Source organism: Rathayibacter sp. AY1A7 (assembly GCF_002930845.1).
Taxonomy (GTDB): domain Bacteria; phylum Actinomycetota; class Actinomycetes; order Actinomycetales; family Microbacteriaceae; genus Rathayibacter.
Map to the genome: position 1 here is coordinate 1 of NZ_PSTL01000014.1, position 23,635 is coordinate 23,635.

Consider the following 23,635-nt stretch of genomic DNA (forward strand, 5'->3'; position numbering starts at 1 on the left):
ACGGGCGGCTGGCTGTGCGCGGGGGGCTCCGCCGGCGCGGCGCGGCTGGACGGGGTCGCCGGGGCCGCGCCGGAGGTTCCCGGCGTGGACGGCCGGCCGCTGCGCCGGAACGGCACGGATCCTCGCGGCCCAGCCCGGGGCGGCGGAGCATCGACCCATGACCTCCACCGACGCCCCCACCGGCCCGTCCGTCCCCGCCCCCGCCGACGTCCTGATCCTCGGCGCCTCCTTCGCCGGCCTCGCCGCCGCCACCGCCCTCGGCCGCAGTCTCCGCGACGTCCTCGTCGTCGACGGCGGACCTCCGCGCAACGCACCCTCGCCCGGTGCTCACAACGTGCTGACCCGCGACGGCGTGCCGCCCACGGAGCTGGTGCGCCTGGCGCGCGCCGAGGCCGAGGGCTACGGAGCCCGGGTGGTCGAGGGCGAGGCGGTCCGCGCCTCCGCGGGTGCCGAGGGCGTGACCGCGACCCTCGCCGACGGCACGGTCCTCCGCGCGCGCCGCCTCCTGCTCGCGACCGGCGTCCGCGACCTGCTGCCGGAGATCCCCGGGCTCGGCGCCCGCTGGGGACGGGACGTCCTGCACTGCCCCTACTGCCACGGCTTCGAGGTGCGCGGCCGGCGGATCGGCGTGCTCGGCAGCTCGTTCGCCGGGCACCAGGCGCAGATGTTCCGTCAGCTCAGCGACCGGACGTCGATCCTGCTCCACGGCGCACCCGCGCCCGCCGGCGACGATGCGGCGGCGCTGGCCGCCCGCGGGATCGCTCTGGTGCCCGGCCGCGTCGAGAAGGTCCTCGTCGAGGACGACCGCCTGGTCGGCGTGGTGATCGACGGTCGGCGGCACGAGCTCGACGCGCTCGTCGTCGGCCCGCGGGTCGAGGGGCGGCTCCCCGAGGGGCTCGGCCTCGAGCTCGCCGACCACCCGTCGGGAGTCGCGCGGCACCTCGCCGTCGATCCGATGGGCCGGACCGGCGTCGCCGGGGTCTTCGCCGCGGGCTCGCTGGTCGAGCCCATGGCGCAGGTCGTCGCCTCGTCCGCCGACGGGCTGCGCGTGGGCGCGGCGATCAACCACGACCTGATCGAGGAGGAGATCGCCGCCGCACTGCGGGCCGCCTGACGCGCGCTCAGCGGCGGCGGTACTCCAGCTCCGGGCGGCCGGGGGAGCCGTAGCGGGGCGCGCGGTCCGCCACTCCGGAGTCGGCGAGGTGCTCGAGGTAGCGGCGGGCCGTCACCCGCGAGATGTCGAGGCGGGTGGCGAGCTCGGCCGCCGAGAGGCCGACGGGGCCCAGCAGTGCGGTGACGGCCTCGAGGGTCTGGGCCGAGAGCCCCTTGGCCAGACCCGGGGCGTTGGAGGTGCGGAGCGCCGCGAAGGCCCCGTCCACCTCGTGCTGGCTGGCGACGTCGGCGCCGTGCATCCGCTCGCGGTACGACCGGTAGCTGGCGAGCTTGGCGGCGAACGCGCTGAAGACGAACGGCTTGATCAGGTACTGCACGATGCCGGCGGCGACGGAGGCGCGCACGTTCGCGGCGTCGCGGACGGCGGTGATCGCGATGACGTCGACGTCCAGGCCCGCCGCCCTGACGGCCCGGCAGAGGTCGAGGCCGCCCATGTCCGGCAGGTTCATGTCGAGCAGGATCAGCGCGATGCCCGGGTCCGCGCGCAGCGCCCGGATCGCCTCCGCCCCGCTGCCGGCGACCGCGGCCACCTCGAAGCCCTCGACCCGCCGGACGTAGTCGGCGTGGGCGCTCGCGGTCAGCGGCTCGTCCTCGACGACGAGCACCCGGATCACGACGCCACCCGCGCGGGCAGCGGCAGCTGCACCGTGAACACCGCGCCGACGTGGCGCGAGACCTCGATCGAGCCGCCGAGCCGCTCCACCACCTGCTGCACCAGCGCCAGGCCGATGCCGCGGCCGAAGCCGTCCGACTCCTTCGTCGAGTAGCCGCGCGCGAAGACGTCGGCGGTGCCGGCGACTCCGGGGCCGCTGTCCGACACCTGCACCACCAGCTCGCCCTCGGCCAGGCCGAGGTAGACCTCCACCCACGGCTCGCGGTCCGGAGCGGAGGAGGCGGCCGCGTCGAGGGCGTTGTCGATCAGATTGCCCAGCACCGTCACGAGGTCCCCGGGCTCCAGCCCCTGCGTGCCGGGCTCGAGGTGCGTCTCGAAGTGCAGCTCGACGCCGCGCTCGCGGGCCTGCGCGGCCTTGCCCAGCAGCAGGGCGGCGATCACCGGCTCCTGCACGGAGCCGAGGACCCGGTCGGCCAGGCGCTGGCTGAGGTTCAGCTCGCCGGCGGCGAACGCGAGCGCCTCGTCGGGCCGGCCGAGCTCGATCAGCGACGCGATGGTGTGCAGGCGGTTCGAGAACTCGTGGGTCTGCGAGCGCAGCGCGTCCGAGAGGGTGCGCAGCGACTCCAGCTCGCCGCTCACCCGCTGCAGCTCGGTGCGGTCCCGGAGCGTGACGACCGTGCCCAGGGGGCGGGCGCCGGGGGAGGCGGCGGGCCGCTCGTTCACTACGAGGATCCGCTCGCGGGCCACGACCAGGCGGTCCGAGACGGGCTCGTCGTCCTGCAGCAGCTCGCGCAGGGCGACGGGGAGGTCGAGCTCGGCGACCGGCACCGGCGTCCGCACGCCCTCGAGCCCGAGCAGCTCCAGCGCGTGGTCGTTGGCGAGCACCAGTCGGCCGCGGTCGTCGACCAGCAGCAGCCCCTCCCGCACCGAGTGCAGGACGGACTCGTAGTAGGCGAAGACCTGGCTCATCTGCTCCGGGCCCCGCCCGCCCGTGACCCGCCTCAGGTAGCGGGCGAGGAGCCACGAGCCGAGCGCGCCGAGCGCGACCGCCCCGAGCGCGCCCCACGCGACGACCTGCACGCGGGCGGCGAAGGAGGCGTCCACGGCCGAGAGCGTGACGCCCGCCGACACGAGCGCGACGACCGCGCCGTCGGCGTCCTCGATCGGCGCGACGGCGCGGACGGAGGGCCCGAGCGTGCCGGTGTACGTCTCGGTGAAGGTCCGCCCCTCCAGCGCGGGCTCGATCGTGCCCTGGAACGGCAGGCCGATCCGGTCGCGGTCGCGGTGGGTGTACCGGGTGCGGTCGGGGGCCATGATCGTGAGGAAGTCGACGCCGGTGTCCCGCATGACCTCCTCGGCGTACGGCTGCAGGCTCGCGGAGGGATCCGCACCGGCCGTCGACTCGAGGACGAACGGATTGTCGGCCACCGTCCGCGCCACGACGAGGCTCCGTTGGGCGGCCTCGTCGCCCGCCCGGCTCCGCGCGTCGAGGGCCAGCACCGCGACGGCCGCTGCGGCGATCAGCAGGATGCTCAGCAGCTGCACGGCGAACAGGCGCGCGGCGATGCTGCCGCGCGGTCCGCGTGCGCTCGGCGTCCTGACCATGCCACTCCCTCGTGAGCGAGCGCTCGGGGCGCCCCGCCGTGAACAGTATGAACGCAACCGTGCCGGGCTCCGGAGGCGGGGCCACCATCGTCCTACCCCCTCACCTCGACGAAGAGAAGGACACCCCCATGGCGAAGACGCCTCAGACGCCGTCCGACCGGCTGATCCCCGCGGTCACCCCTCCGAAGACCCGGCGGCGCATCGACCGGAACCACTGGCTCTACATCGCCGTCATCATCGCCGTGGTCGCCGGCGTCGTGGTCGGACTCGTCGCTCCCGCCTTCGCGGCGACGCTCGAGCCCGTCGGCAAGGCCTTCGTCGGACTGATCAAGATGATGATCGCGCCGATCATCTTCTGCACCATCGTCATCGGCATCGGCTCCATCGCGAAGGCCGCCACGGTCGGCAAGGTCGGCGGACTCGCGCTGGGCTACTTCATCGTGATGTCGACCTTCGCCCTGGCGATCGGCCTCGTCGTCGGCAACATCCTGCACCCGGGCGAGGGCCTCGACATCTCGAGCGCCACCTACGACACCAGCGACCTCAAGGCCGAGAGCACCAGCGACTTCGTCCTCGGGATCATCCCCGTCTCGCTGTTCTCCTCGCTCGTGGACGGCAGCATCCTGCAGACCCTCTTCGTCGCGCTGCTCGTCGGCTTCGCGCTGCAGAAGATGGGCGCCAAGGGCCAGCCGATCCTCGGAGCGATCAAGCAGCTCCAGGTCCTGGTCTTCCGCATCCTCTCGATGGTGCTCTGGGTCGCCCCGATCGGCGCGTTCGGCGCCATCGCCGCGGTCGTCGGCAAGACCGGCTGGGGAGCGGTCGTCGCTCTCGCCACCCTGATGATCGGCTTCTACATCACCTGCGCGATCTTCGTGGTCGTCGTCCTCGGCCTGCTGCTGCGCCTGGTGACCGGCGTCAGCATCTTCTCGCTGATGAAGTACCTGGCCCGCGAGTACCTGCTGATCGTCGGCACCTCCTCCTCGGAGGCGGCGCTGCCCCGCCTGATCGCGAAGATGGAGCACCTCGGCGTCTCCAAGCCCGTCGTCGGCATCACCGTGCCCACCGGCTACTCCTTCAACCTCGACGGCACGGCGATCTACCTCACGATGGCGTCGCTGTTCATCGCCTCGGCCACCGGAGCGCCGATGTCGATCCCGGAGCAGATCGGCCTCCTCCTCTTCATGATGATCGCCTCGAAGGGCGCCGCGGGCGTCACCGGAGCGGGCCTGGCCACGCTGGCCGGCGGCCTCCAGTCCTTCCGTCCCGACCTGGTCAACGGCGTCGGCGTGATCGTCGGCATCGACCGCTTCATGTCCGAGGCCCGCGCGGTCACCAACTTCACCGGCAACGCGGTCGCCACCCTTCTCGTGGGCACCTGGACCAAGCAGATCGACATGGTGCAGGTCCGCGAGGTCCTCGGCGGGCGCTCGCCCTTCGACGAGACCACGCTCGGAGCGGACGAGCACGAGGCCCCCGCGTCGGGCACCTCGATCACCGAGGGGATCGCCTCGATCCAGGACTCCGACGAGGCGTCGCGGATGCGCGCGGAGATCGCGGCCAAGCGCTAGCCGATCCGATCGCGACGGCCCCGCCTCCCGGAACCGGTCCGGGAGGCGGGGCCTCCGTCGTACGCGGGTCAGTGCCTCCGCACCCCGAGCAGAGGCAGGGTCACCGAGCAGAGCGGCCCGATCAGCACCGCGAAGAGGAGGGTGCCGAGGCCGGCGTCGCCGCCGAGGGCCCAGCCGATGAGCAGCACCGTGAGCTCGACGCCCGAGCGCGCCACCCAGATCGGCAGGCCCGTGCGGGTGTGCAGGCCCAGCATCAGTCCGTCGCGGGGCCCCGGACCGAGGTGGGCGCCGATGTAGATCCCGCTCGCGACCGCCAGAAGCACGAGGCCTCCGGCGAAGAGCAGGCCGCGGGCCCACCACTCCTCCGGCGTCGCCAGCACACGCAGTCCGACGTCGATCATCGTGCCGACCACGAGCACGTTCAGCACGGTGCCGAGACCGGGCCGCTGTCGGAGGGGGATCCACAGCAGCAGGACGAGCAGGCCGATCACGTTCGTGAGCAGTCCGATCCCGAGCCCGGTCTGGTGCGCGACCCCCTGGGCGAAGACGGTCCACGGGTCCACGCCGATCGCCGCGCGGATCATCATCGCGTCGGCGAATCCGTAGAGGATCAGGCCCACCAGCAGGCGCGGCACGGGTCGGAGGCGCCACTGGCCCGCTGGGGGAGCGGCGGCGGCAACGGGAGCGGTGAGGGTCATGGACTCATCACAGCGCGACATTGGCCTTCTTCGCGCGGTCCAATCCGGCTACCTTGGACGCATGGCTGATGTCCACTTCGGCGCGCGCGCCCTGCAGACCCTCCTCGGCGACTGGCGCGAGCAGCGCGGCACCCGGCCCGCCTACCTCGCGCTGGCCGACCGGATCCGCCTCCTCGGGATCGACGGCCGCATCCCCGCGGGCAGCCGCCTGCCCGCCGAGCGCGAGCTCTCGGCCCGCCTCGGCGTCAGCCGCACGACCGTGGCCGCCGCGTACCGCGAGCTGCGCGACAGCGGCTACCTCGTCAGCGTGCGCGGCTCCGGCAGCGTCACCCGCCTGCCGGGATCGGCCGTGCACGCGGTGCCCTCGCTCGCGCCGGACTTCCTCGACTTCACCAAGGCGGCACTGCCCGCCGTCCCCGAGCTGGCCGAGGCGTACACCCGCGCGGCGCAGGCGGCCCCCGAGCACTTCGACTCCGGCTCCTACGACACGGTCGGCCTGCCGGTGCTGCGCCGCGCGATCGCCGAGCGCTACACCGCGCGGGGTCTGCGCACCGAGCCCGGCCAGATCATGGTGACCATCGGCGCGCAGCACGCGATCGCGCTCGTCGCCCGCACCCTGCTCGCGCGGGGCGACCGGGCGCTGATCGAGGCCCCGACCTACCCGCACGCCTACGAGGCCCTCCGGCTGGCCGGCGCGCGGCTCGTGCCGGTGAACGTCGACGGGGCGGACGGCTGGGACGGAGAGGGCCTGATCGCCGCGCTGCGCGGCACGAGCCCGAGCCTGGCCTACCTGATGCCCGACTTCCACAACCCGACCGGCCGCTCCATGGCCCCCGAGCTGCGGGAGCGGGCGATCGCCGCCGCGGCCCGGCAGGGCACGCTGATCATCGCCGACGAGACGACGGCCGAGCTCGACATCGACCGGCGGATGACGCCGCTGCCGTTCGCCGCCTACGGGCCCGAGGGGACGGTGCTCTCGATCGGCTCCGTCGGCAAGACGCTGTGGGGCGGCATCCGGATCGGCTGGATCCGCGCCGAGCGAGCGGTGATCCGCAAGCTGGCGCTGGCGCGCTCGGCGAGCGACCTCGGCACGCCGATCCTGGAGCAGCTCCTGGTCGCGGACATGCTCGGCCGGATGGACGGCGTGCTGGAGCTGCGGCGCTCGCAGCTGCGCGCGGGCCGCGACCACCTCGAAGCGGCCCTGGCGCGCGCGATCCCGGAGTGGAGCGTGCCGCGGGTCTCGGGCGGCCTCTCCACCTGGGTGGGCCTGGGCCGGCCGGCGAGCTCGCAGCTCGCGCTCGCCGCCCGGACGGCGGGCCTGCTGATCACCGCGGGCCCGCGCTTCGGGATCGACGGCGCCTTCGAGCGCTTCCTCCGCATCCCGATCGGCTACTCGCCCGAGGCGACCGACCGGGCCGTGGAGGCGCTCGCGACGGCGTGGGCGCAGGTCGCCCGGCACCCGGCGGCCGACCCGGGGTACCTCGCCGACGTGGTCTGAGGTGGAGTGCCCGCCGGGCGTGTGAGATCGTTCTCTCATGAGCGACGGGTACGGCTACCTGCTGATCCACTTCGTGGAGGACCGGACCGGCCACAGCGAGAAGATCTTCCTCTCGCTCAGCCGGGGCGACGATCCGCTGCGCTGGCGGGCGCTCGGGCCGGTGCTGGAGTGGACCGGCGGCACGGGCGGCGTCCGCGACCCCCACATCGTCCGCGGGCCGCGGGGCTTCCACCTCGTCGCCACCGATCTCCGCGTCTGGCGGCCCGAGGGCCCGGACTGGGACCACTACCGGCACCGGGGGAGCCGCGACCTCGTGGTCTGGGACTCCCCGGACCTCCTCGAGTGGTCCGAGCCGCGCGCGGTCGCCGTCGCTCCCGAGGGCGCGGGCATGGCCTGGGCGCCGGAGTCGGTCTACGACCCGGTCTCGGGCGACTTCCTCGTGCACTGGTCCTCCGGCCTGGCCGAGGACGGCGACCCCGCCACCGGCGAGACGGGCGACAGCCGCATCATGATGTCCCGCACGCGCGACTTCCGCACGTTCGCCGAGCCCGAGACCTACCTGCGGCTGCCCGGCGGAGTGATCGACATGACGCTGCTGATCGAGGGCACGGCCGTCCACCGCTTCGCCAAGCAGCACGACGACGCCCCCGACACGATGCAGGTGTTCCAGCAGGTCGGCTCCTCCCTCCTCGCGGACGACTTCACCACCGTCGCGCGGGGGATCGGGCAGGAGCTCGGCCCGAGCATCGAGGGGCCGCTGGTCTTCCGGCACCACCGCGAGGAGCGCTGGTCGCTCTGGGTCGACCAGTACGCCCTCCGCCCCTACGGCTACCGCGCCTACACGAGCACCGACCCGGCCTCGGGCCGCTGGGAGCTCGCGGAGGAGTTCGACCTGCCCGAGGACACCAAGCACGGAGCGGTCCTCCCGCTCACCCGATCCGAGTACACGGCGCTCGACGAGCGCCACCCCGCCTGAGAGGCCCCGCATGACCGACTTCAGCCCCCGTCTCGCCGACGCCCTCGTCGCCGTCCTCGGTGCCGACGGCGCTCCGCTCGCCCACGCCGACGTGACGGTCGAGCAGCGCCGCCACGCCTTCGCCTTCGGCTGCACCCCTCCGAGCACCGACCTCGCGCGCGCCGAGGAGCGCCGGCTCTGGCTCGACCTGTTCGACACGGCGACGCTCCCCGTCTACTGGGGACGCTTCGAGCCGGAGCGCGGCCGCACCGCGACGGAGGAGGTGCTCGCCGAGGCGCGCGTGCTCGCCGCGGACGGCGTCCGCCTGAAGGGGCACCCGCTCGTCTGGCACTACGTGAAGCCGGAGTGGCTCGACGCGCTGCCGCTGGACGAGGCCGAGCAGCTCCTCCGCGCGCGCATCCGCCGGGAGGTGGGCGCCTTCGCCGGGCTGATCGACACCTGGGACGCGATCAACGAGGTCGTCATCATGCCGCGCTTCGCGAACGAGCCGGACGGCGTGACGAACGCCGTCACCCGCCTCGCCCGCGAGAAGGGACGCGTCGGCATGGTCGAGCTGGCCTTCTCGGAGGCGCGCAGCCTCGGCACCGGACCGGTGCTCGTGCTGAACGACTTCGACCTCGGGCCCGAGTACGAGCGGCTGATCGAGGACGTGCTCGAGGCCGGGATCCGGCCCGATGCGATCGGCCTGCAGTCGCACATGCACCAGGGGTTCCGCGGGGAGGAGCAGATCGCGGCGATCTGCGACAGGTTCGCGCGCTTCGGTCTGCCGCTGCACTGGACCGAGACCACCCTCGTCTCGGGCGAGCTGATGCCCGCCGAGATCGAGGACCTCAACGACCACGTGGTCGAGGACTGGCCGACCACTCCGGAGGGGGAGGCACGGCAGGCGGACGAGATGGTGCGGCACTACGAGACGCTGGTCGCGCATCCGGCGGTCGAGGCGATCACCTACTGGGGCTTCGACGACGCCGGAGCCTGGCTCGGAGCGCCGGGCGGGTTCCTCCGCCGCGACGGGAGCCCGAAGCCGGCCTACGAGGCGCTGCGCTCGCGGATCCGCGGGGACTGGTGGCTCGAGCCGACGGTGCTCCGGACGGACGCCGAGGGGCGCGTCGGAGTCCGGGCCTTCGCCGGGGACTTCGCGCTCTCGAGCGCGGGGGCGGGCGCTGCAGTGAGCCTCCCTGTCGGGTCGTCGACGGCGGAGGTCCGCCTGGGCTGAGGGCGTCCGGGCCGGCCGGTGGCGCGGGTCGCCCCGTCGCGCGCCCCGGAACGCCGCGTCCCTCCCAACACTCAGTCGGCTGATGGAAGACTCGGAGGGTGCATCTCCTCGCGGTCCTCAGCATGAAGAACCGGGCGCTCATCGCGCTCGTCACCGTCGTCATCGCCGTCTTCGGCGGAGTCGCCCTGACCGGGCTCAAGCAGGAGCTCGCGCCGTCGATCTCCTTCCCGCAGCTCGCCGTCGTCACGTCCTACCCGGGCGCCGCTCCGGAGGTGGTCAACGACGACGTCTCGACGCCGATCGAGACCGCCATCCAGGGGGTGCCGGGGCTCGAGACGACCAGCGCGACGTCCTCCACGGACTCCTCCCTCATCTCGGCGTCCTTCACCTACGGCACCGACCTCGCCACCGCCGAGCAGAAGATCCTGCAGGCGATCAACCGGATCAAGAGCACGCTCCCGGACGGCGTCGACCCGCAGGTGGTCACCGGCTCCCTCGACGACCTGCCGGTGCTGCAGCTCGCCGTGTCGAGCGACGGCGACGCGGACGCGCTGGCCGAGCGCCTGCGCACCACGGTCATCCCGGACCTGGAGAAGGTCGAGGGCGTGCGCGAGGCGGCGCTCGTCGGCGAGACCGCCCAGCGCGTCACGATCACTCCGGACGACGCGGCGCTCGCCGCGGCCGGCCTCTCGACCGGCGACATCCGCTCGGCCCTGCAGCAGAACGGCGTGCTCGTCGCGGGCGGACAGATCACCCAGGACGGGTCGACCTTCTCGGTGCAGTCGGGCGTCAAGCTCGACTCGACCGACGCGATCGCGGCGCTGCCGCTGCTGCCGTCCGCAGGTGCCTCCGCGGGTGCGGGCGGCGCCGGTGCGTCAGCGGGCGCGGGTGCCTCCGCGGGTGCCGGGGCTTCCGCCGGCGGCTCCGACGCCGGAGCGGCGGCGGGAGGCGCGGCCGTGACCGCAGAGCCGACGGTCACCACCCTCGGCTCCGTCGCGACGGTCGCCGTCACCGACGCCCCCGTCACCTCGATCTCGCGCGTCAACGGCCAGCCCGCCCTGACCCTCTCGATCACGAAGCTCCCGGCCGCGAACACCGTCGATGTGTCGACCGGCGTGGCCGCGCTGCTCCCGGACCTCGAGGAGTCGATCGGCGACAACGCCGCCTTCACCCCGGTCTTCGACCAGGCGCCCTACATCCAGGAGTCGATCGCGTCGCTCGCGCAGGAGGGGGCGCTCGGCCTCGTCTTCGCCGTGCTGGTGATCCTGCTGTTCCTGCTGTCGGTGCGCTCGACCCTGGTCACGGCCATCTCGATCCCGACCTCGGTGCTGATCACCTTCATCGGCCTGCAGACGGCCGGCTACACCCTCAACATCCTGACCCTCGGCGCGCTCACCATCGCGATCGGCCGTGTGGTCGACGACTCCATCGTCGTGATCGAGAACATCAAGCGGCACCTCGACGCGGGTGAGGACCGGGCCCGGACCATCGCGGTCGCCGTCCGCGAGGTCGCCGGCGCGATCACCGCCTCCACGATCACCACGGTCGCGGTGTTCCTGCCGATCTCGTTCGTCGGCGGCACCACGGGCGAGCTGTTCCGGCCCTTCGCGCTGACCGTGTCGATCGCCCTGCTCGCCTCCCTCGTGGTGGCGCTGACGATCGTGCCGGTGCTCGCCTACTGGTTCCTCCGCCCCTCGAAGCGGCCGGCGGTGCGCCAGGCCGCGCAGGCGGCGCTCGCGGAGGAGCGCGCGGCGGCCGGAGGGGCACCCGCCTCGGGGGTCCCGGCCGACACCGCCGCGCCGGTCGAGGAGGCCCCGCACCACGGCGCCCACGCCGCTCCCCGGCGGGCGCGCGGGCTGCAGTCGGTGTACGGCCCGATCATCCACTGGACGCTGAAGCACTCGGTCGTCACCGTCCTCCTCGCGCTGCTCGTGCTCGTCGGGACCGGTGCGCTGTACCCGCTGATGAAGACGAACTTCCTCGGCTCCAGCGGGCAGGACACCTTCACCGTCACCCAGACGGTCCCCGTCGGCCAGAGCCTCGACGCGCAGGACGCGACGGCGCAGCAGGCGAGCACGGCGATCCTCGGCGTCGACGGCGTCGAGACCGTCCAGCTCACCGTCGGCTCCTCCGGCGGCCTGCAGAGCGCGTTCGGCGGGGGAGGCGGCGGCACCTCGATCCGCTACTCCGTCACCACCGACGAGTCGGCCGACCAGGAGGCCGTGCAGGCGGACGTCCGCGACGCGCTGTCGGGCGTCGCCTCGGCCGAGGACATCAGCGTCGCCGCCTCCTCCGGCTTCGGCGCCTCCTCGGACATCGAGGTCGACCTCTCGACCGCCTCGCAGAGCGACCTCCAGAGCGCGAGCGACCAGCTCCTCGAGGCCCTGCGCGGGACCGACGGGATCAGCCAGGCCGAGAGCAACCTCTCCTCCTCGCTGCCCTACATCGCGGTGCGGGTCGACCGCGACGCCGCGGCCCGGGCGGGTCTCAGCGAGGTCGCCGTGGGCACGATCGTCAGCCAGGCGCTCCAGCCCAACCAGGTCGGCAGCGTCGTGATCGACGATCGCACCCTCTCGATCTACCTGGCCGACGGGCAGCCGCCGGCCACCGTGGACGAGCTGCGGAACCTCGAGGTGCCGACCCTCACCGGCACCGTCGCGCTCTCCACCCTCGCGGCGGTCGAGCAGACGGACGGTCCGGCGAGCATCACCACCGAGCGCGGGCAGCGCACCGCGACCATCACCGTCACCCCCGAGGGCGACGACCTCGCCTCGGCCAACGTCGCCGTGCAGAACGCGATCGACGCGACGGCGCTTCCGGCCGGTGTCGACGCCTCCCTCGGCGGAGTGACCGCCGACCAGGCCGACGCGTTCTCGCAGCTGGGCATCGCGCTGCTGGTCGCGATCCTGATCGTCTACGTCGTGATGGTGGCGACGTTCCGCTCGCTCCTGCAGCCGCTGCTCCTGCTCGTGTCGGTGCCGTTCGCGGCGACCGGCGCGATCCTCCTGCAGGTGATCACCGGCGTGCCGCTGGGCGTGCCGTCCCTGATCGGAGTGCTGATGCTGATCGGCATCGTCGTCACGAACGCGATCGTGCTCGTGGACCTGGTGAACCAGTACCGCGACCGCGGGATGCCGGTGCGGGAGGCGTTGCTGCACGGCACCGAGCGGCGGCTCCGGCCCATCCTGATGACCGCCCTCGCGACGATCTTCGCCCTCCTGCCGATGGCGCTGGGGATCACGGGCCACGGCGGCTTCATCTCGCAGCCGCTGGCGATCGTCGTGATCGGCGGCCTGGTGTCCTCGACGGTGCTGACCCTCGTGGTCCTGCCCGTCGTCTACAACCTGGTCGAGGGGTATCGTGAGCGGCGGCGTGCCGCCCGCGCCGGGAAGGCGTCGGCATGACGGACATCAGGGATGCGGCCGAGACGGTCGGCTCGCGCTGGCGCAGCGGCCCGGAGCGCGCCACCGCGGTCCTCGACGAGATCGGTCCGGAGCGCTTCGTCGCCCGCGACTTCCGCCCGGGCACGCTCCGGCACCTCGTGCTGATCCGCTTCCGCCCGACGGCGCTGGTCGCCGAGGCGGACGAGGTCACCCGCCGCTTCCTCGCCCTCGCCGACGAGTGCGTCCGCGACGGACGGCCCTACATCGAGTCGATCGAGACCGGGCCGCAGCTGAGCATCGAGGGCGCGGGCGAGGGGTTCGACCGCGCGTTCCTGCTGACCTTCTCCTCCGAGGGCGACCTGCACTACTACCTGGGCCGGCCGGCCGTCGAGGACCCCGCGCACTGGGATCCGGCGCACGACGCGTTCAAGGAGTTCGTCGGGCCGTTCGTCGACACGGCCGGCATCGTCGCGTTCGACTTCCGACCCGAAGCGCACTGATGGCGACTCCCGAGTTCGTGCTGCGGCTGCGCGAGCGGATCGGGACCGAGCTGCTCTGGCTCACCGGCGTGACCGCGGTGATCCTCCGCGAGGAGCCGGCGCTCGAGGTCCTGCTCGTCCGGCGCGCCGACACCGGAGCCTGGACGGCCGTCACCGGGATCATCGACCCGGGCGAGACCGTCGCCGGCACCGCCCGCCGCGAGGCGCAGGAGGAGGCGGGCGTCGAGATCGAGGTCGAGCGCCTCGTGCAGGTGCACACCCTGCCGCCGATGCAGTACCCCAACGGGGACCGCTCGCAGTACCTCGACCACGTGGTGCGCTGCCGCTGGATCTCGGGGGAGGCCCACGTCGCGGACGACGAGTCGACCGAGGTCGGCTGGTTCGCGCCCGACGCGCTGCCGCCGATGTCGGACGAGCACCGCGCCCGGATCCAGCGGGCACTGTCGGACGAGCCGGGCTGCTCGATCGACTGACGGCGGGGGTGCGCGCCGGACGAGGCGGGGCCGCCTCTCGGGAGCGGCACACGCCTCGGAGCGGGCGCTGCTCAGACCGGACGCGCGAAGCAGAGCACCGCGTCGTCGCCGACGTGGGCTCCGAAGCCGTCGATCGCCGTGAAGCCGAGCGCCTCGGCCGCTGCGGCGAGCTCCGGCGCGGCGGCCAGGCGCAGCGTGCGGATCCGCTGCACCCGCGCCCACGACTCCGCCGCCGCGACGAGCCGTCGGGCGACTCCCGTGCGCCGGTGGACGGAGGCGACCACGAGCTCCAGCACCTCGGCGAAGTCGTCCGGGCCGGGAGCGAGCACCAGGGCGCCCGCCGCCGCCCCGTCGATCCGGGCGATCAGGACGCGGGCGTGCGGGGGCGGGACCGCGGCGAGGACGCCCTCCGCTCCGGCTGCGTCCTCGAGGCGGACGACGACTCCGCTCACGAGCCCAGGTGGGTGCGGAGGAACTCGACGACCCGAGCACGCAGAGCGTCGTCGAGCAGCGCGATCGAGTGCAGCGAGCCGGGGAGGACGAGGAGGTCGACCCTCGAGCCCGCTCCGCGCAGCGCCTCGGCGAAGCGGGTCGACTGGCTGAGCGTGACCCGCTCGTGCGCCGCGTGCGCGATGAGGAACGGCGGCTCGGAGCCGTCCACCTGCGCGAGGGGCGAGGCGGCGGTCGCAGCGGGGCAGGAGGCGAGGTCCGCGCAGTCGAGGTAGCTGCGCACGGCGGCCGCGACTCCGACCACCGGGTCGTCGTCGGCGAGGCCGGCGGCGCTGAGATCGGAGGGACCGCTCAGGTCGACCACGGCGGCCAGGCGCGACGAGGTCGACGGCAGCGTGCCGAGCAGAGAGGCGAGGTTGCCGCCGGCCGAGCCGCCGAAGGCCGCCACCCGCTCCGGATCGATGCCGAAGCGCGCGGTCTGCTCCGGCTCGAGCAGCCAGTCGAGGGCGGCCGTCACATCGTCGAGCTGCGCGGGGAACACGGCGGCGGGCGCGAGGCGGTAGTCGACCGAGACGGCGACGAACCCCTCCGATCCGAGCCACTGGCAGATCGGACGCCAGTTCGCGTCGGCCTTGCCTCCACGGGCCCAGCTGCCGCCGTGCACGACGAGGACGGCGGGCCGCGGCTCCGCCGACGGGGCAGGGGAGGAGCAGACGTCGGCGCTCTGCCCAGTGCTCGCGTCGTAGACGACGTCGGCCGTCACGCTCACGCCGGACCAGTCGGGTGCGGGTGCCGCTCCGAGCGCCTGCGCCACCGGCTCCGAGACGGGAGTGGTGCTCGCGCAGCCCGAGAGGAGGAGTGCGAGGGCGGCCAGGACCGCGGCGACGCGTCGCGGGGATCGGGTGGGCTCGCGCATGAGTGCGATCAGCGTACGGGGTGCCCGGCGCCCCGGATGCGGCACCCCCGCGATCAGGGGGTGCCGGGCTCGCGCTGCAGCCGGACCAGGACGACCCCCGCGAGGATCAGCGCGCCGCCGCCGAACTGGATCGGCGCGGGCAGCTCGCCGAGGATCAGCCACGCGGCCGCGATCGAGAACAGCACCTCCGTCAGCCCGACGAAGGAGGCGATCCGCGTGCCGAGACGGCGTCCGCCCTCGATCCCGAGCAGATACGCCAGCACCGTCGACATGCCGAGGATCACGCCCGCGGGAAGGAGCCAGCTGACCTCCGCTCCGACGAACACCACCTCTCCGAAGGTCGCGCGCAGCGGTGTGACGCCGAGCGCCCCGAGTGCCAGCAGGATCGCGGCGCCGACCGTCATCGCCCCCGCCGTGAGCGCGATCGGCGGCAGCTCCGGATCCACCCGGCCGGCGATGACGTAGTAGACGCACAGGCCGAGCGAGGCGGTCAGCGCCCAGGCGATACCGACCAGCTCGGGGGTCGACTCGCCGGACAGGTCGAGCACGAGCACCAGGCCGCCGAGCGCGAGCGCGGAGCCGGCGAGGGTGAAGCGGCCGGGGTGCCGGCGCGTGCGCGCCCAGGCGAGGAGGACGAGGAACACCGGCGCGAGGTACTCGATCAGCAGGGCGACGCCGACCGACATGTGCTCGATCGCGCTGTAGAAGCAGAGCTGCGCGGCGATCACGGCGAAGACTCCGTAGAGGGCGATCGTGCCGAGGTTGCGGCGGAGCACGGGCCAGCGGCCGCGGAGGGACAGGATCGCCGGGATCGCGAGGATCAGGGCCGCGCCGCCCGCCCGCCAGAGGACCGCGGACGCCGGCGTCCAGCCCGCCTCGAGGAGCGGCTTCACGAACGGCCCGCCCAGACCGAACGCCGCCGACGCGGCCAGCGCCGTGACGAGGCCGGAGCCGAGGCGCCGTGCCGGCGCGGGCGCGCTCGCGGCGGGGAGGGTGACGGCAGCAGTGCTCTCGGCGGTCATGGCCGGCTCCTTCAGGAGTCAAAAGGATTACACTCGTGACAGCGAGCTGATCGCACACTACTGAGCCGCACTGTCAGGAGTCAACATGGTGTTCGCCTATGACGTCGAGGCGTCGCTCACCTCCACCGCCACCCTCGTCAACACGCTTCCCGAGCTGTCGCCGTCCGGCGAGGACGAGATGGCGACGATCGAGCAGCTGGACGACTTCCTCCTCGAGAACCGCTACACGGGCAGCCGCGACGGATCGGCCGAGGAGCTGGAGGCCGTGCGGGCGATCCGCTCCTCCCTCCGCACCCTCTGGCTCACGCGGGCCGAGGAGGATCTCGTCCCCGTCGTCAACGGGATGCTCGACTCCGGCCGCGCGCTCCCGCAGCTGGTCCGGCACGGACCCTACGGCTGGCACCTCCACGCGACGCGCGACGAGAGCCCGCTCGCCACGCGCATCCTGGTCGAGGCCGCCATGGCGTTCGTCGACGTGATCCGCGGCGACGAGCGCGAGCGGATCCGCGTCTGCGCGGCGGAGGACTGCGAGGCGGTGCTCGTGGACTTCTCCCGCAACCGCTCGAAGCGCTACTGCGACACGGGCAACTGCGGCAATCGCGCGAACGTGGCCGCGTACCGGGCTCGGCGGGCGTCGCAGTAGCGGACGGGACGGGCGGTAGTTGCGCGCGGGCGCGCGTCGATCGTGCTGCGGCTCGGGGCCGGGGGGCTGTATGCGGGGCGACTCCGCGGGGGACCGGTTGCGGAGGTGCACGACTCCCGGGCTTCGCGGCTCCCGACCTGAGCGGCTCCTGGCCTGAGCGGCTACCGAACTGAGCGGCTCCTGGCCGCACGTCTCCCCGCCCTAGCCAGGCTCCGGGGCCGCGTGTAGACTCGCTCGGTCGGCTCTTGACACCGTGCGTTCTCGTGCGGATGGGTTTGTTAGTCAAGTGGGCCGAGTCTCCGACAGTCGTCGTGAGACGAATCACATGTGTGAATCGGCCCCGGTCAATGACTCGCCCGGGTTCTCCCCCTGCTGCCCAGCAGCAGTCCAGCGCACGGACGCCCCTCACGACGGGGCTCCTCCGGCGTCGCCTCCTCGCGCACGACCTGAACCCAGGAAGAACTGCCATGCCCAAGAACAAGAAGCCCGCCGGTGGACGTCCGGCCAAGAACTTCGAGCCCAACCGCTTCGGCGCCTCGAGCGGCAAGTCCCAGCTCGGCGGCCGCTCGCGCTTCCCCGGCGCCAAGCCGGGCTCGCGCAGCGAGGGCCACCGCGGCTTCCGCGCCGTCGACGAGAACGCCCCCAAGAAGGCGCGCTGGAACGCCGACGAGCGCGCCGAGCGGGCCACCGAGCGCGCCGATCGGCCCGCCCGCGGGAACGACCGCGACGAGCGGCCCTCGCGCGGCTACGACCGCGACGCGCGTCCGGCGCGCTCGAACGACCGTGACGAGCGTCCGGCGCGTTCCTACGGGCGCGATGAGCGTCCGGCGCGTTCCTACGGGCGCGATGAGCGTCCTGCGCGTTCCTTCGACCGGAGCGACCGCCCGGCCCGTTCCTTCGACCGTGACGCGCGTCCGGCCCGCTCGAACGATCGCGACGATCGTCCGGCCCGTTCCTACGGGCGCGACGACCGTCCTGCGCGTTCCTTCGACCGGAGCGATCGCCCGGCCCGTTCCTTCGACCGTGACGCGCGTCCGGCGCGCTCGAACGATCGAGACGACCGTCCGGCCCGTTCCTACGGGCGCGATGAGCGTCCGGCGCGTTCCTTCGACCGGAGCGATCGCCCGGCCCGTTCCTTCGACCGTGACGCGCGTCCGGCGCGCTCGAACGACCGCGACGACCGTCCGGCCCGCTCCTACGGACGCGACGACCGACCGGTCCGCACCGGCGACCGCGACGAGCGCCCCTCGCGCGGCTACGACCGCACAGAGCGTCCCGCCCGCTCGTTCGACCGCAGCGACCGCCCGGCCCGCTCCTTCGACCGGGATGCGCGTCCCTCGCGCGGCCACGACCGCGGCGACCGCCCGACCCGCTCGTTCGACCGCGACTCCCGGCCCTCGCGCCGCGACTCCGGCTCGGACTTCTACCCCAGCCGCGACGCCCGTGCGCCGCACCAGGCCGACGACGTCGTGCTCGAGCGCCTCGAGGCGACGGCCACTCTCGCCGTCGACGTCGAGGGCGTCACCTTCGGCGACCTCGGCCTGGGCGGGAACATCGTCCGGATGCTGACCGAGCTCGGAGCGGCCGCGCCGTTCCCGATCCAGGCCGCGACCATCCCCGAGGTGCTCGCCGGCAAGGACGTCCTCGGACGCGGCAAGACCGGCTCCGGCAAGACCATCGCCTTCGGCGCCCCCGTCGTCGAGCGCCTGATGGAGAACAACGGAGCGAAGGGCCGCAAGCCGGGCCGCGCTCCGCGCGCGCTCATCCTCGCGCCGACCCGCGAGCTCGCCATGCAGATCGACCGGACGATCCAGCCGATCGCCCGCTCCGTCGGCCTGTTCACGACGACCATCTACGGCGGCGTCCCCCAGTACAAGCAGGTCGGAGCCCTCCAGCGCGGAGTCGACATCGTCATCGCGACGCCGGGCCGCCTCGAGGACCTCGTCGAGCAGGGCCGCCTCGACCTCTCGAACATCACCATCACGGTGCTCGACGAGGCCGACCACATGTGCGACCTCGGCTTCCTCGAGCCGGTGCAGCGCATCCTCCGCCAGACCGCCGACGGCGGCCAGCGGCTGCTGTTCTCGGCCACGCTCGACAAGGGCGTCGCGACGCTCGTCGACGAGTTCCTGGTCGAGCCGAGCGTCCACGAGGTCGCCGGCGAGGACCAGGCGTCCTCGACCATCGACCACCGCGTGCTCCTGATCGAGCACCGCGACAAGGCCGAGATCATCGAGCAGCTCGCCGCCCGCCAGGGCAAGACGCTGATCTTCGCCCGGACCCGCGCGTTCGCGGAGCAGCTCGCGGAGCAGCTCGACCACGCGGACATCCCCGCGACGAGCCTCCACGGCGACCTCAACCAGTCGCGCCGCACCCGCAACCTCGCACTGCTCACCAGCGGACGCGTGGACGTGCTGGTCGCGACCGATGTGGCCGCGCGCGGCATCCACGTCGACGACATCGACCTGGTGATCCAGGCGGACGCTCCCGACGAGTACAAGACGTACCTCCACCGCTCCGGCCGCACCGGCCGCGCGGGCAAGACGGGCACGGTCGTGACGCTCATCACGCGCAACCGCCGCCGCCGCATGGAGGAGCTGCTCGACCGTGCCGAGATCGAGGCCGAGATGATCGAGGCCCGCCCCGGCGACCGCGTCCTGCGCGAGATCAGCGCCCCGGCCGAGTAGCCGCCGACCGCACGACGACGAGGCGCGGACCCCTGCATCGGGGTCCGCGCCTCGTCGTCTTTCGTGGTGGGTGCTGTGGTGCGGCGTGACGGCGAGTGCCGGGTCGTGGTGACCCTCCGACTCCGCGCTGCGCAGGGCTCCGCGCTGTGCGGCTTCCCGTGGGGCGGCGCTGCGTTGCGCGACTCTGTGCTGGACGGCTCTGTGCTGGACGACTCTGTGCCGGACGACTCTGCAGTGTCCGGCTTCGCGGAGGGCTTCTGCACGCACGAACGCCGAAGGGCGGACACCTCGCGGTGCCCGCCCTTCGGCGTGTTCACCGGCCGGAGCCGGTGAGGGGAATCAGCTGGCCGGGGGGGTCAGCACGGTGTCGATGAGGTAGACGGTCGCGTTGGCGGTCTGGACGCCACCGCAGATGACGGACGCGTCGTTGACCTTCAGGTCGTCGCCGGAACCGGTGACGGTGAGGTTGCCACCCTGGACGGTGGCGTGGTCGCCGGCGATCGCGTCAGGGGCGATCTGGCCGGGGACGACGTGGTAGGTCAGGATCGAGGACAGCGTGGCGGCGCCCTCGGGGGTCTTGAGGGAGTCGACGGTCGCGGCGTCGAGCTTGGCGAACGCGTCGTCGACCGGGGCGAAGACGGTGAACTCGCCGCTGTTCAGCGTGTCGACGAGGTTGACGTCGGGGTTGAGGCCACCGGAGACCGCAGCGGTCAGGGTGGTGAGCAGCGGGTTGTTCGACGCGGCGGTCGCAACGGGGTCGAGCGACATGCCCTCGACCGAGCCGGCGCCGTCCGGGACCTGCTCGGCGTAGGCGGCACAGCCGGGGCCGACGAGGTTCGCGGCCGGGTCCATGGTCGCCATGGGGGTCGAGGAGGCGGAGGCCGACGAGGTGGCCATCGGGGTCGACATCTCGGTCGCCGCGTCGCTGGCGGCGGTGGTCGAGCCGCTTCCGCTCGAGCAGGCGGTGAGGCCGAGGGCGGCGGTGCCCAGCAGGGCGAATGCGGCGAGGGCGGAACGCTTGGTGGATCGCATGGGATTACTCCTTCGTGAGACGGCCCCCACGTGATGCGGAGGACCTGTTCTGTGTGGACCGTGTCGCGGCCGTTGACATGTGTTCGGAGCCCTCCCTGCGGGGGTTTGGATTTCTTTCGGTGATCTAGGTAACGGCTTCGTAACGGCAGGGAACCGGGACGGCGGGGAGCTGCTCCGCCGCGTCGATTACCCTGGAGACGTCGCGCGCACGCGTCGACGCGACGACGAGAGGACGGGCGAGTGCAGACCCGAGGTGCACGAGTGGCTCGCGGCGTCGCCGCCGCTCTCGCAGCGACCGCCACGGCCGCCGCCTCCCACACGCTCGCGGGCGCCGAGACCCCCGCTCCTGCCGTGCTCGCCCTCGCCGCGGCGTTCGCCGTCGTCGTCTGCGTCCTCCTCTCGGGGCGCCGTCTGTCCCTTCCCCGGCTGACGCTCTCCGTGCTCCTCAGCCAGATCGCGTACCACGGCCTCTTCCTCATCACGGGCAGCGGTGGGGAGGTGAGCGTGGTCGGGACGACGGGCACCGGCGCGCACTTCCACGACGGGTCGACCATCGAGCTGATCGCCGGCGGAGGCGGACACGCGGCCCACGCTCCGCTGATGCTCGTCGCCCACCTCGCTGCGGCTGCCTTCACGATCGCGGCGTTCCGGTACGGCGAGCGCCTCTTCTGGACGCTGGGAGCAGGCCTCCAGCGCGTCGTCGTACGGATCGTCGCCCGCGCGTCCGCGGTCGCGCTCCCGTCGGCCCCCGGCGTCTCGATGACGGGCACCCACGAGCCGCGGGCGACTCGATCCCTCGACGCGGTCCTCTCGATCCTCCGGCACCGCGGGCCGCCGCTGCGGGTCCTCCGCGCCGCCTGACGCCCCTCCCGTGCGGGAGCGGCTCCGGTCGGCGCCTCCGCACGCACCGCGGACCCGCGCTGCGTCCAGAACTCCCGGCCCCGCGCCGGATCTCCCCCAAGGACACGACCGTTATGACCCGTTCTTCTTCTTCTTCTTCTTCTTCTTCCTTCTCGCGGCTCCGCCTCGTCGGCAGCGGCGCACTCGTCGCCGCCGGATCGATCGCGCTCGCTGTCGCCGCGCCCACTGCGGCCAGCGCCCACGTGACCGCGGCGGCGAGCAGCACCGCCGCCGGCTCGTACACGGTGGTGACGTTCTCGCTGGCCCACGGCTGCGAGGGCTCGCCGACGACGGGACTCACGATCACGATGCCCGACGGCATCAACTCGGTCAGCCCGACGATCAACCCGAACTGGGACGTCGTGAAGAACGAGGTCGCGATCGCCGACCCGGTCACCGACTCCCACGGGAACACCGCGACCAAGCGGGTCTCGGACGTGGTCTACACGGCGAAGACGCCCCTCGCCGACGGCTACCGCGACACCGTCGCCCTCCAGCTGCAGCTCCCCGAGGACGCAACCGGCTCCACGCTGGAGTTCCCCGTGCTGCAGACATGCGAGACCGGCAGCACCGCCTGGGACCAGCCGACCGTCGACGGCCAGGACGAGCCCGAGCTGCCCGCTCCCACCGTCGCGGTGACCGCGGCGGAAGCGCGGTCCGGCCACGAGGCCGGACACGACGACGACGGCGACGGCGACGACGCGGTCGCGACCACCGCCTCGGCGACGACGGCCACGAGCGGCGACGACGTGCTCGCCCGCATCCTCGGAGTCGGCGGGCTCGTCGTCGGCGCGGTCGGCGTGGCCGTCGGGCTCGCCTCCCGCCGCCGCGGACCCCGGGCGTCGGCGTGACCCGTCGGAAGGCCCTCGTCGCCGCGACCGCGATCGGGCTGCTCGGCTCGATCGCCGTGGCGGCGCCCGCCAGCGCGCACAACTACCTCGTCTCGACGACTCCCGCTGCGGACTCGACCGTGACGGAGCAGCCGGGAACGCTGGTGCTGACGACGAACGACGACCTGCTCGTCCTCGGGACGGACGGAACGGCGGCGGCTCTGCGCGTCGTCGGGCCGGACGGGCTCTACTACGGCGACGGCTGCGTCAGCGTCGTCGGGCCGGAAGCGTCGATGCCGCTCGAGCTCGGCGCGGCGGGGGAGTACGAGGTGACGTGGCAGGTCGTGTCGACCGACGGGCACCCCGTGTCGGGCCAGTACGCGTTCGACTGGACGCCGGCCGACGGGACCGCGCTCGCCGACGGGTCGGACTCGGTCCCGGACTGCAACGGCACCGTCGCGGTCTCAGGAGGACAGGCCGAGTCCGCCGACGAAGCGCAGGCGACGTCCGGATCGGACCCGGCACTCCTCGGGGACGTCCTGTGGATCGGCGGCGCTCTCGCCGCGGTCGCCGCCGCCATCGGAGTGACGCTCCTCGTGCTGCGACGGCGACCCCGCGACTGAGGCTCGTGAGCCTCCTGGGGTGGCGGTCGGTCAGTTCAGGAGGCTCGCGAGGGGCCCTTCGCCGAGACCGGTCAGGACGGCCGCCGCGTCCTCGTAGACGGCGACGGCCCCGGCCTCGCGGAGTTCGTGCTCCGAGGTACCGCCGGAGAGGACTCCGACCGTTGCCAGGCCCGCGCGCTCGGCGGCCAGGACGTCCCAGGTCGCGTCGCCGACCATGATGGCGCGGTCGACGGAGACGCCCGCGCGGTCGAGCGCGATCGAGATCAGGTCGGGTGCTGGCTTGGCGGTCGAGACGTCTGCGCCGCTGGTGACAGCGTGGACGGAGCCGCCGAAGTCGAGGACGTTGAGAAGCACGTCCAGCTCGTTCTGCGGTGCCGAGGTGGCGAGGACGACGTGGACGCCTCGACCGACGAGCGTCGCGACGAGCTCGCGAGCTCCCGGGAGTGGAACGATGCGTGCTGTCGTCTCGGCGTAGTTCTTGGTGTGCAGCGACTTCACCAGTGCGCGCTGCTCCTCCTTCACGTCGTCCTCGAGGAGCATGTCGAGCAGCTCCGACGAGTCTGCGCCGATCGCTCGTTGGATGCGCCAGGCGGGCACGACGAGGTCGGCCTGCCAGAAGGCGCGCGACCACGCCTCGACGTGGAGGAAGTTCGTGTCGGCGAGGGTCCCGTCGATGTCGAAGAGCACCGCGGAGGTCCCCGTCGTCGCGTCTTTCCTGTCCTTCGTTCCTGCCATGTCGCTGCCCCTCTTGTCGCTTCCGCGCCTATCGGCCCGTGCCGTCCACGCTACGCGGGCGCGCCGAAGCGGGCCCGCCCCTTGACCTGCCCGT

The 23,635-nt window shown here is 73.3% G+C and carries 21 protein-coding genes; 13 read left to right on the forward strand and 8 right to left on the reverse strand.

Features of this window, described 5'->3' with window-relative positions:
* Window positions 1–157: 157 nt before the first annotated feature.
* Complete coding sequence (locus C5B95_RS11500) at window positions 158–1,114, forward strand: NAD(P)/FAD-dependent oxidoreductase (protein ID WP_104349221.1); 957 nt, start codon at window positions 158–160, stop codon at window positions 1,112–1,114.
* Window positions 1,115–1,121: 7 nt separating this feature from the next.
* On the opposite strand, the gene C5B95_RS11505 is transcribed toward C5B95_RS11500, so the two are convergent.
* Both C5B95_RS11505 and C5B95_RS11510 read right to left on the reverse strand, forming a co-directional pair.
* Window positions 1,122–1,787, reverse strand: a complete 666-nt coding sequence (locus C5B95_RS11505; protein ID WP_104226166.1) for a response regulator — start codon at window positions 1,785–1,787, stop codon at window positions 1,122–1,124.
* Window positions 1,784–3,391, reverse strand: a complete 1,608-nt coding sequence (locus C5B95_RS11510) for a sensor histidine kinase (RefSeq protein WP_104233114.1) — start codon at window positions 3,389–3,391, stop codon at window positions 1,784–1,786. Before C5B95_RS11510 ends, C5B95_RS11505 begins: the two co-directional genes overlap by 4 nt.
* Before the next feature lie 128 nt (window positions 3,392–3,519).
* Here C5B95_RS11510 and C5B95_RS11515 point away from each other — a divergent pair, with 128 nt between their 5' ends.
* On the forward strand, window positions 3,520–4,959 hold the full coding sequence (locus C5B95_RS11515) for a cation:dicarboxylate symporter family transporter (protein WP_104223811.1): 1,440 nt from the start codon (window positions 3,520–3,522) through the stop codon (window positions 4,957–4,959).
* A gap of 68 nt (window positions 4,960–5,027) precedes the next feature.
* Here C5B95_RS11515 and C5B95_RS11520 read toward each other — a convergent pair whose 3' ends face one another.
* A complete protein-coding gene (locus C5B95_RS11520; protein ID WP_374953113.1) occupies window positions 5,028–5,657 on the reverse strand; it encodes a YitT family protein in 630 nt (209 codons plus the stop codon).
* A 61-nt stretch (window positions 5,658–5,718) separates the two neighbouring features.
* On the opposite strand from C5B95_RS11520, the gene C5B95_RS11525 reads away from it, so the two are divergent.
* The 6 genes from C5B95_RS11525 (at window position 5,719) to C5B95_RS11550 (ending at window position 13,703) form a co-directional block, all read left to right on the forward strand.
* A complete protein-coding gene (locus tag C5B95_RS11525; RefSeq protein WP_104223812.1) occupies window positions 5,719–7,155 on the forward strand; it encodes a PLP-dependent aminotransferase family protein in 1,437 nt (478 codons plus the stop codon).
* Between the two features lie 37 nt (window positions 7,156–7,192).
* Window positions 7,193–8,131 carry a glycoside hydrolase family 43 protein gene (locus C5B95_RS11530; protein ID WP_104292228.1) on the forward strand — a complete coding sequence of 313 codons (939 nt, stop codon included), beginning with the start codon at window positions 7,193–7,195 and terminating at the stop codon, window positions 8,129–8,131.
* Window positions 8,132–8,141: 10 nt separating this feature from the next.
* Window positions 8,142–9,347 (forward strand): endo-1,4-beta-xylanase, encoded by a 1,206-nt coding sequence (locus C5B95_RS11535; protein WP_104349222.1) that lies wholly within the window; start codon window positions 8,142–8,144, stop codon window positions 9,345–9,347.
* A gap of 98 nt (window positions 9,348–9,445) precedes the next feature.
* Entirely contained in the window at window positions 9,446–12,751 is a 3,306-nt protein-coding gene (locus C5B95_RS11540; protein ID WP_104349223.1) for an efflux RND transporter permease subunit, read from the forward strand.
* The gene (locus C5B95_RS11545) at window positions 12,748–13,230 is read left to right on the forward strand and encodes a Dabb family protein (protein ID WP_104223816.1); all 483 of its coding nucleotides are present in this window, start codon (window positions 12,748–12,750) and stop codon (window positions 13,228–13,230) included. Before C5B95_RS11540 ends, C5B95_RS11545 begins: the two co-directional genes overlap by 4 nt.
* Entirely contained in the window at window positions 13,230–13,703 is a 474-nt protein-coding gene (locus C5B95_RS11550) for an NUDIX domain-containing protein (protein ID WP_104349224.1), read from the forward strand. The genes C5B95_RS11545 and C5B95_RS11550 overlap by 1 nt, the downstream gene beginning before the upstream one ends.
* 71 nt (window positions 13,704–13,774) lie before the next feature.
* On the opposite strand, the gene C5B95_RS11555 is transcribed toward C5B95_RS11550, so the two are convergent.
* The 3 genes from C5B95_RS11555 to C5B95_RS11565 are packed head-to-tail and all read right to left on the reverse strand — an operon-like array spanning window position 13,775 to window position 16,091.
* Window positions 13,775–14,155 (reverse strand): GNAT family N-acetyltransferase, encoded by a 381-nt coding sequence (locus C5B95_RS11555; RefSeq protein ID WP_104349225.1) that lies wholly within the window; start codon window positions 14,153–14,155, stop codon window positions 13,775–13,777.
* On the reverse strand, window positions 14,152–15,069 hold the full coding sequence (locus C5B95_RS11560; protein ID WP_104349226.1) for an alpha/beta hydrolase: 918 nt from the start codon (window positions 15,067–15,069) through the stop codon (window positions 14,152–14,154). Before C5B95_RS11560 ends, C5B95_RS11555 begins: the two co-directional genes overlap by 4 nt.
* A gap of 53 nt (window positions 15,070–15,122) precedes the next feature.
* Complete coding sequence (locus C5B95_RS11565) at window positions 15,123–16,091, reverse strand: DMT family transporter (RefSeq protein ID WP_104349227.1); 969 nt, start codon at window positions 16,089–16,091, stop codon at window positions 15,123–15,125.
* An 85-nt stretch (window positions 16,092–16,176) separates the two neighbouring features.
* On the opposite strand from C5B95_RS11565, the gene C5B95_RS11570 reads away from it, so the two are divergent.
* Together C5B95_RS11570 and C5B95_RS11575 are read left to right on the forward strand one after the other, a co-directional pair.
* Window positions 16,177–16,734, forward strand: a complete 558-nt coding sequence (locus C5B95_RS11570) for a CGNR zinc finger domain-containing protein (RefSeq protein WP_104226176.1) — start codon at window positions 16,177–16,179, stop codon at window positions 16,732–16,734.
* 467 nt (window positions 16,735–17,201) lie between these two features.
* Window positions 17,202–19,421, forward strand: coding sequence for a DEAD/DEAH box helicase (locus C5B95_RS11575; protein WP_104349228.1), 2,220 nt, complete (start codon window positions 17,202–17,204; stop codon window positions 19,419–19,421).
* Between the two features lie 339 nt (window positions 19,422–19,760).
* On the opposite strand, the gene C5B95_RS11585 is transcribed toward C5B95_RS11575, so the two are convergent.
* Window positions 19,761–20,453 (reverse strand): fasciclin domain-containing protein, encoded by a 693-nt coding sequence (locus C5B95_RS11585; protein ID WP_104223824.1) that lies wholly within the window; start codon window positions 20,451–20,453, stop codon window positions 19,761–19,763.
* 240 nt (window positions 20,454–20,693) lie between these two features.
* On the opposite strand from C5B95_RS11585, the gene C5B95_RS11590 reads away from it, so the two are divergent.
* From C5B95_RS11590 to C5B95_RS11600, 3 genes are all read left to right on the forward strand, one after another.
* The gene (locus C5B95_RS11590; protein ID WP_146076575.1) at window positions 20,694–21,314 is read left to right on the forward strand and encodes a hypothetical protein; all 621 of its coding nucleotides are present in this window, start codon (window positions 20,694–20,696) and stop codon (window positions 21,312–21,314) included.
* 113 nt (window positions 21,315–21,427) lie between these two features.
* Complete coding sequence (locus C5B95_RS11595) at window positions 21,428–22,204, forward strand: YcnI family protein (RefSeq protein WP_104349231.1); 777 nt, start codon at window positions 21,428–21,430, stop codon at window positions 22,202–22,204.
* Window positions 22,201–22,806 (forward strand): copper resistance CopC family protein, encoded by a 606-nt coding sequence (locus C5B95_RS11600; protein WP_104273642.1) that lies wholly within the window; start codon window positions 22,201–22,203, stop codon window positions 22,804–22,806. Before C5B95_RS11595 ends, C5B95_RS11600 begins: the two co-directional genes overlap by 4 nt.
* 30 nt (window positions 22,807–22,836) lie before the next feature.
* Here the strand turns inward: C5B95_RS11600 and C5B95_RS11605 are convergent, their stop codons facing one another.
* Window positions 22,837–23,541, reverse strand: a complete 705-nt coding sequence (locus C5B95_RS11605; RefSeq protein WP_104349232.1) for an HAD family hydrolase — start codon at window positions 23,539–23,541, stop codon at window positions 22,837–22,839.
* Between the last annotated feature and the right edge of the window lie 94 nt (window positions 23,542–23,635).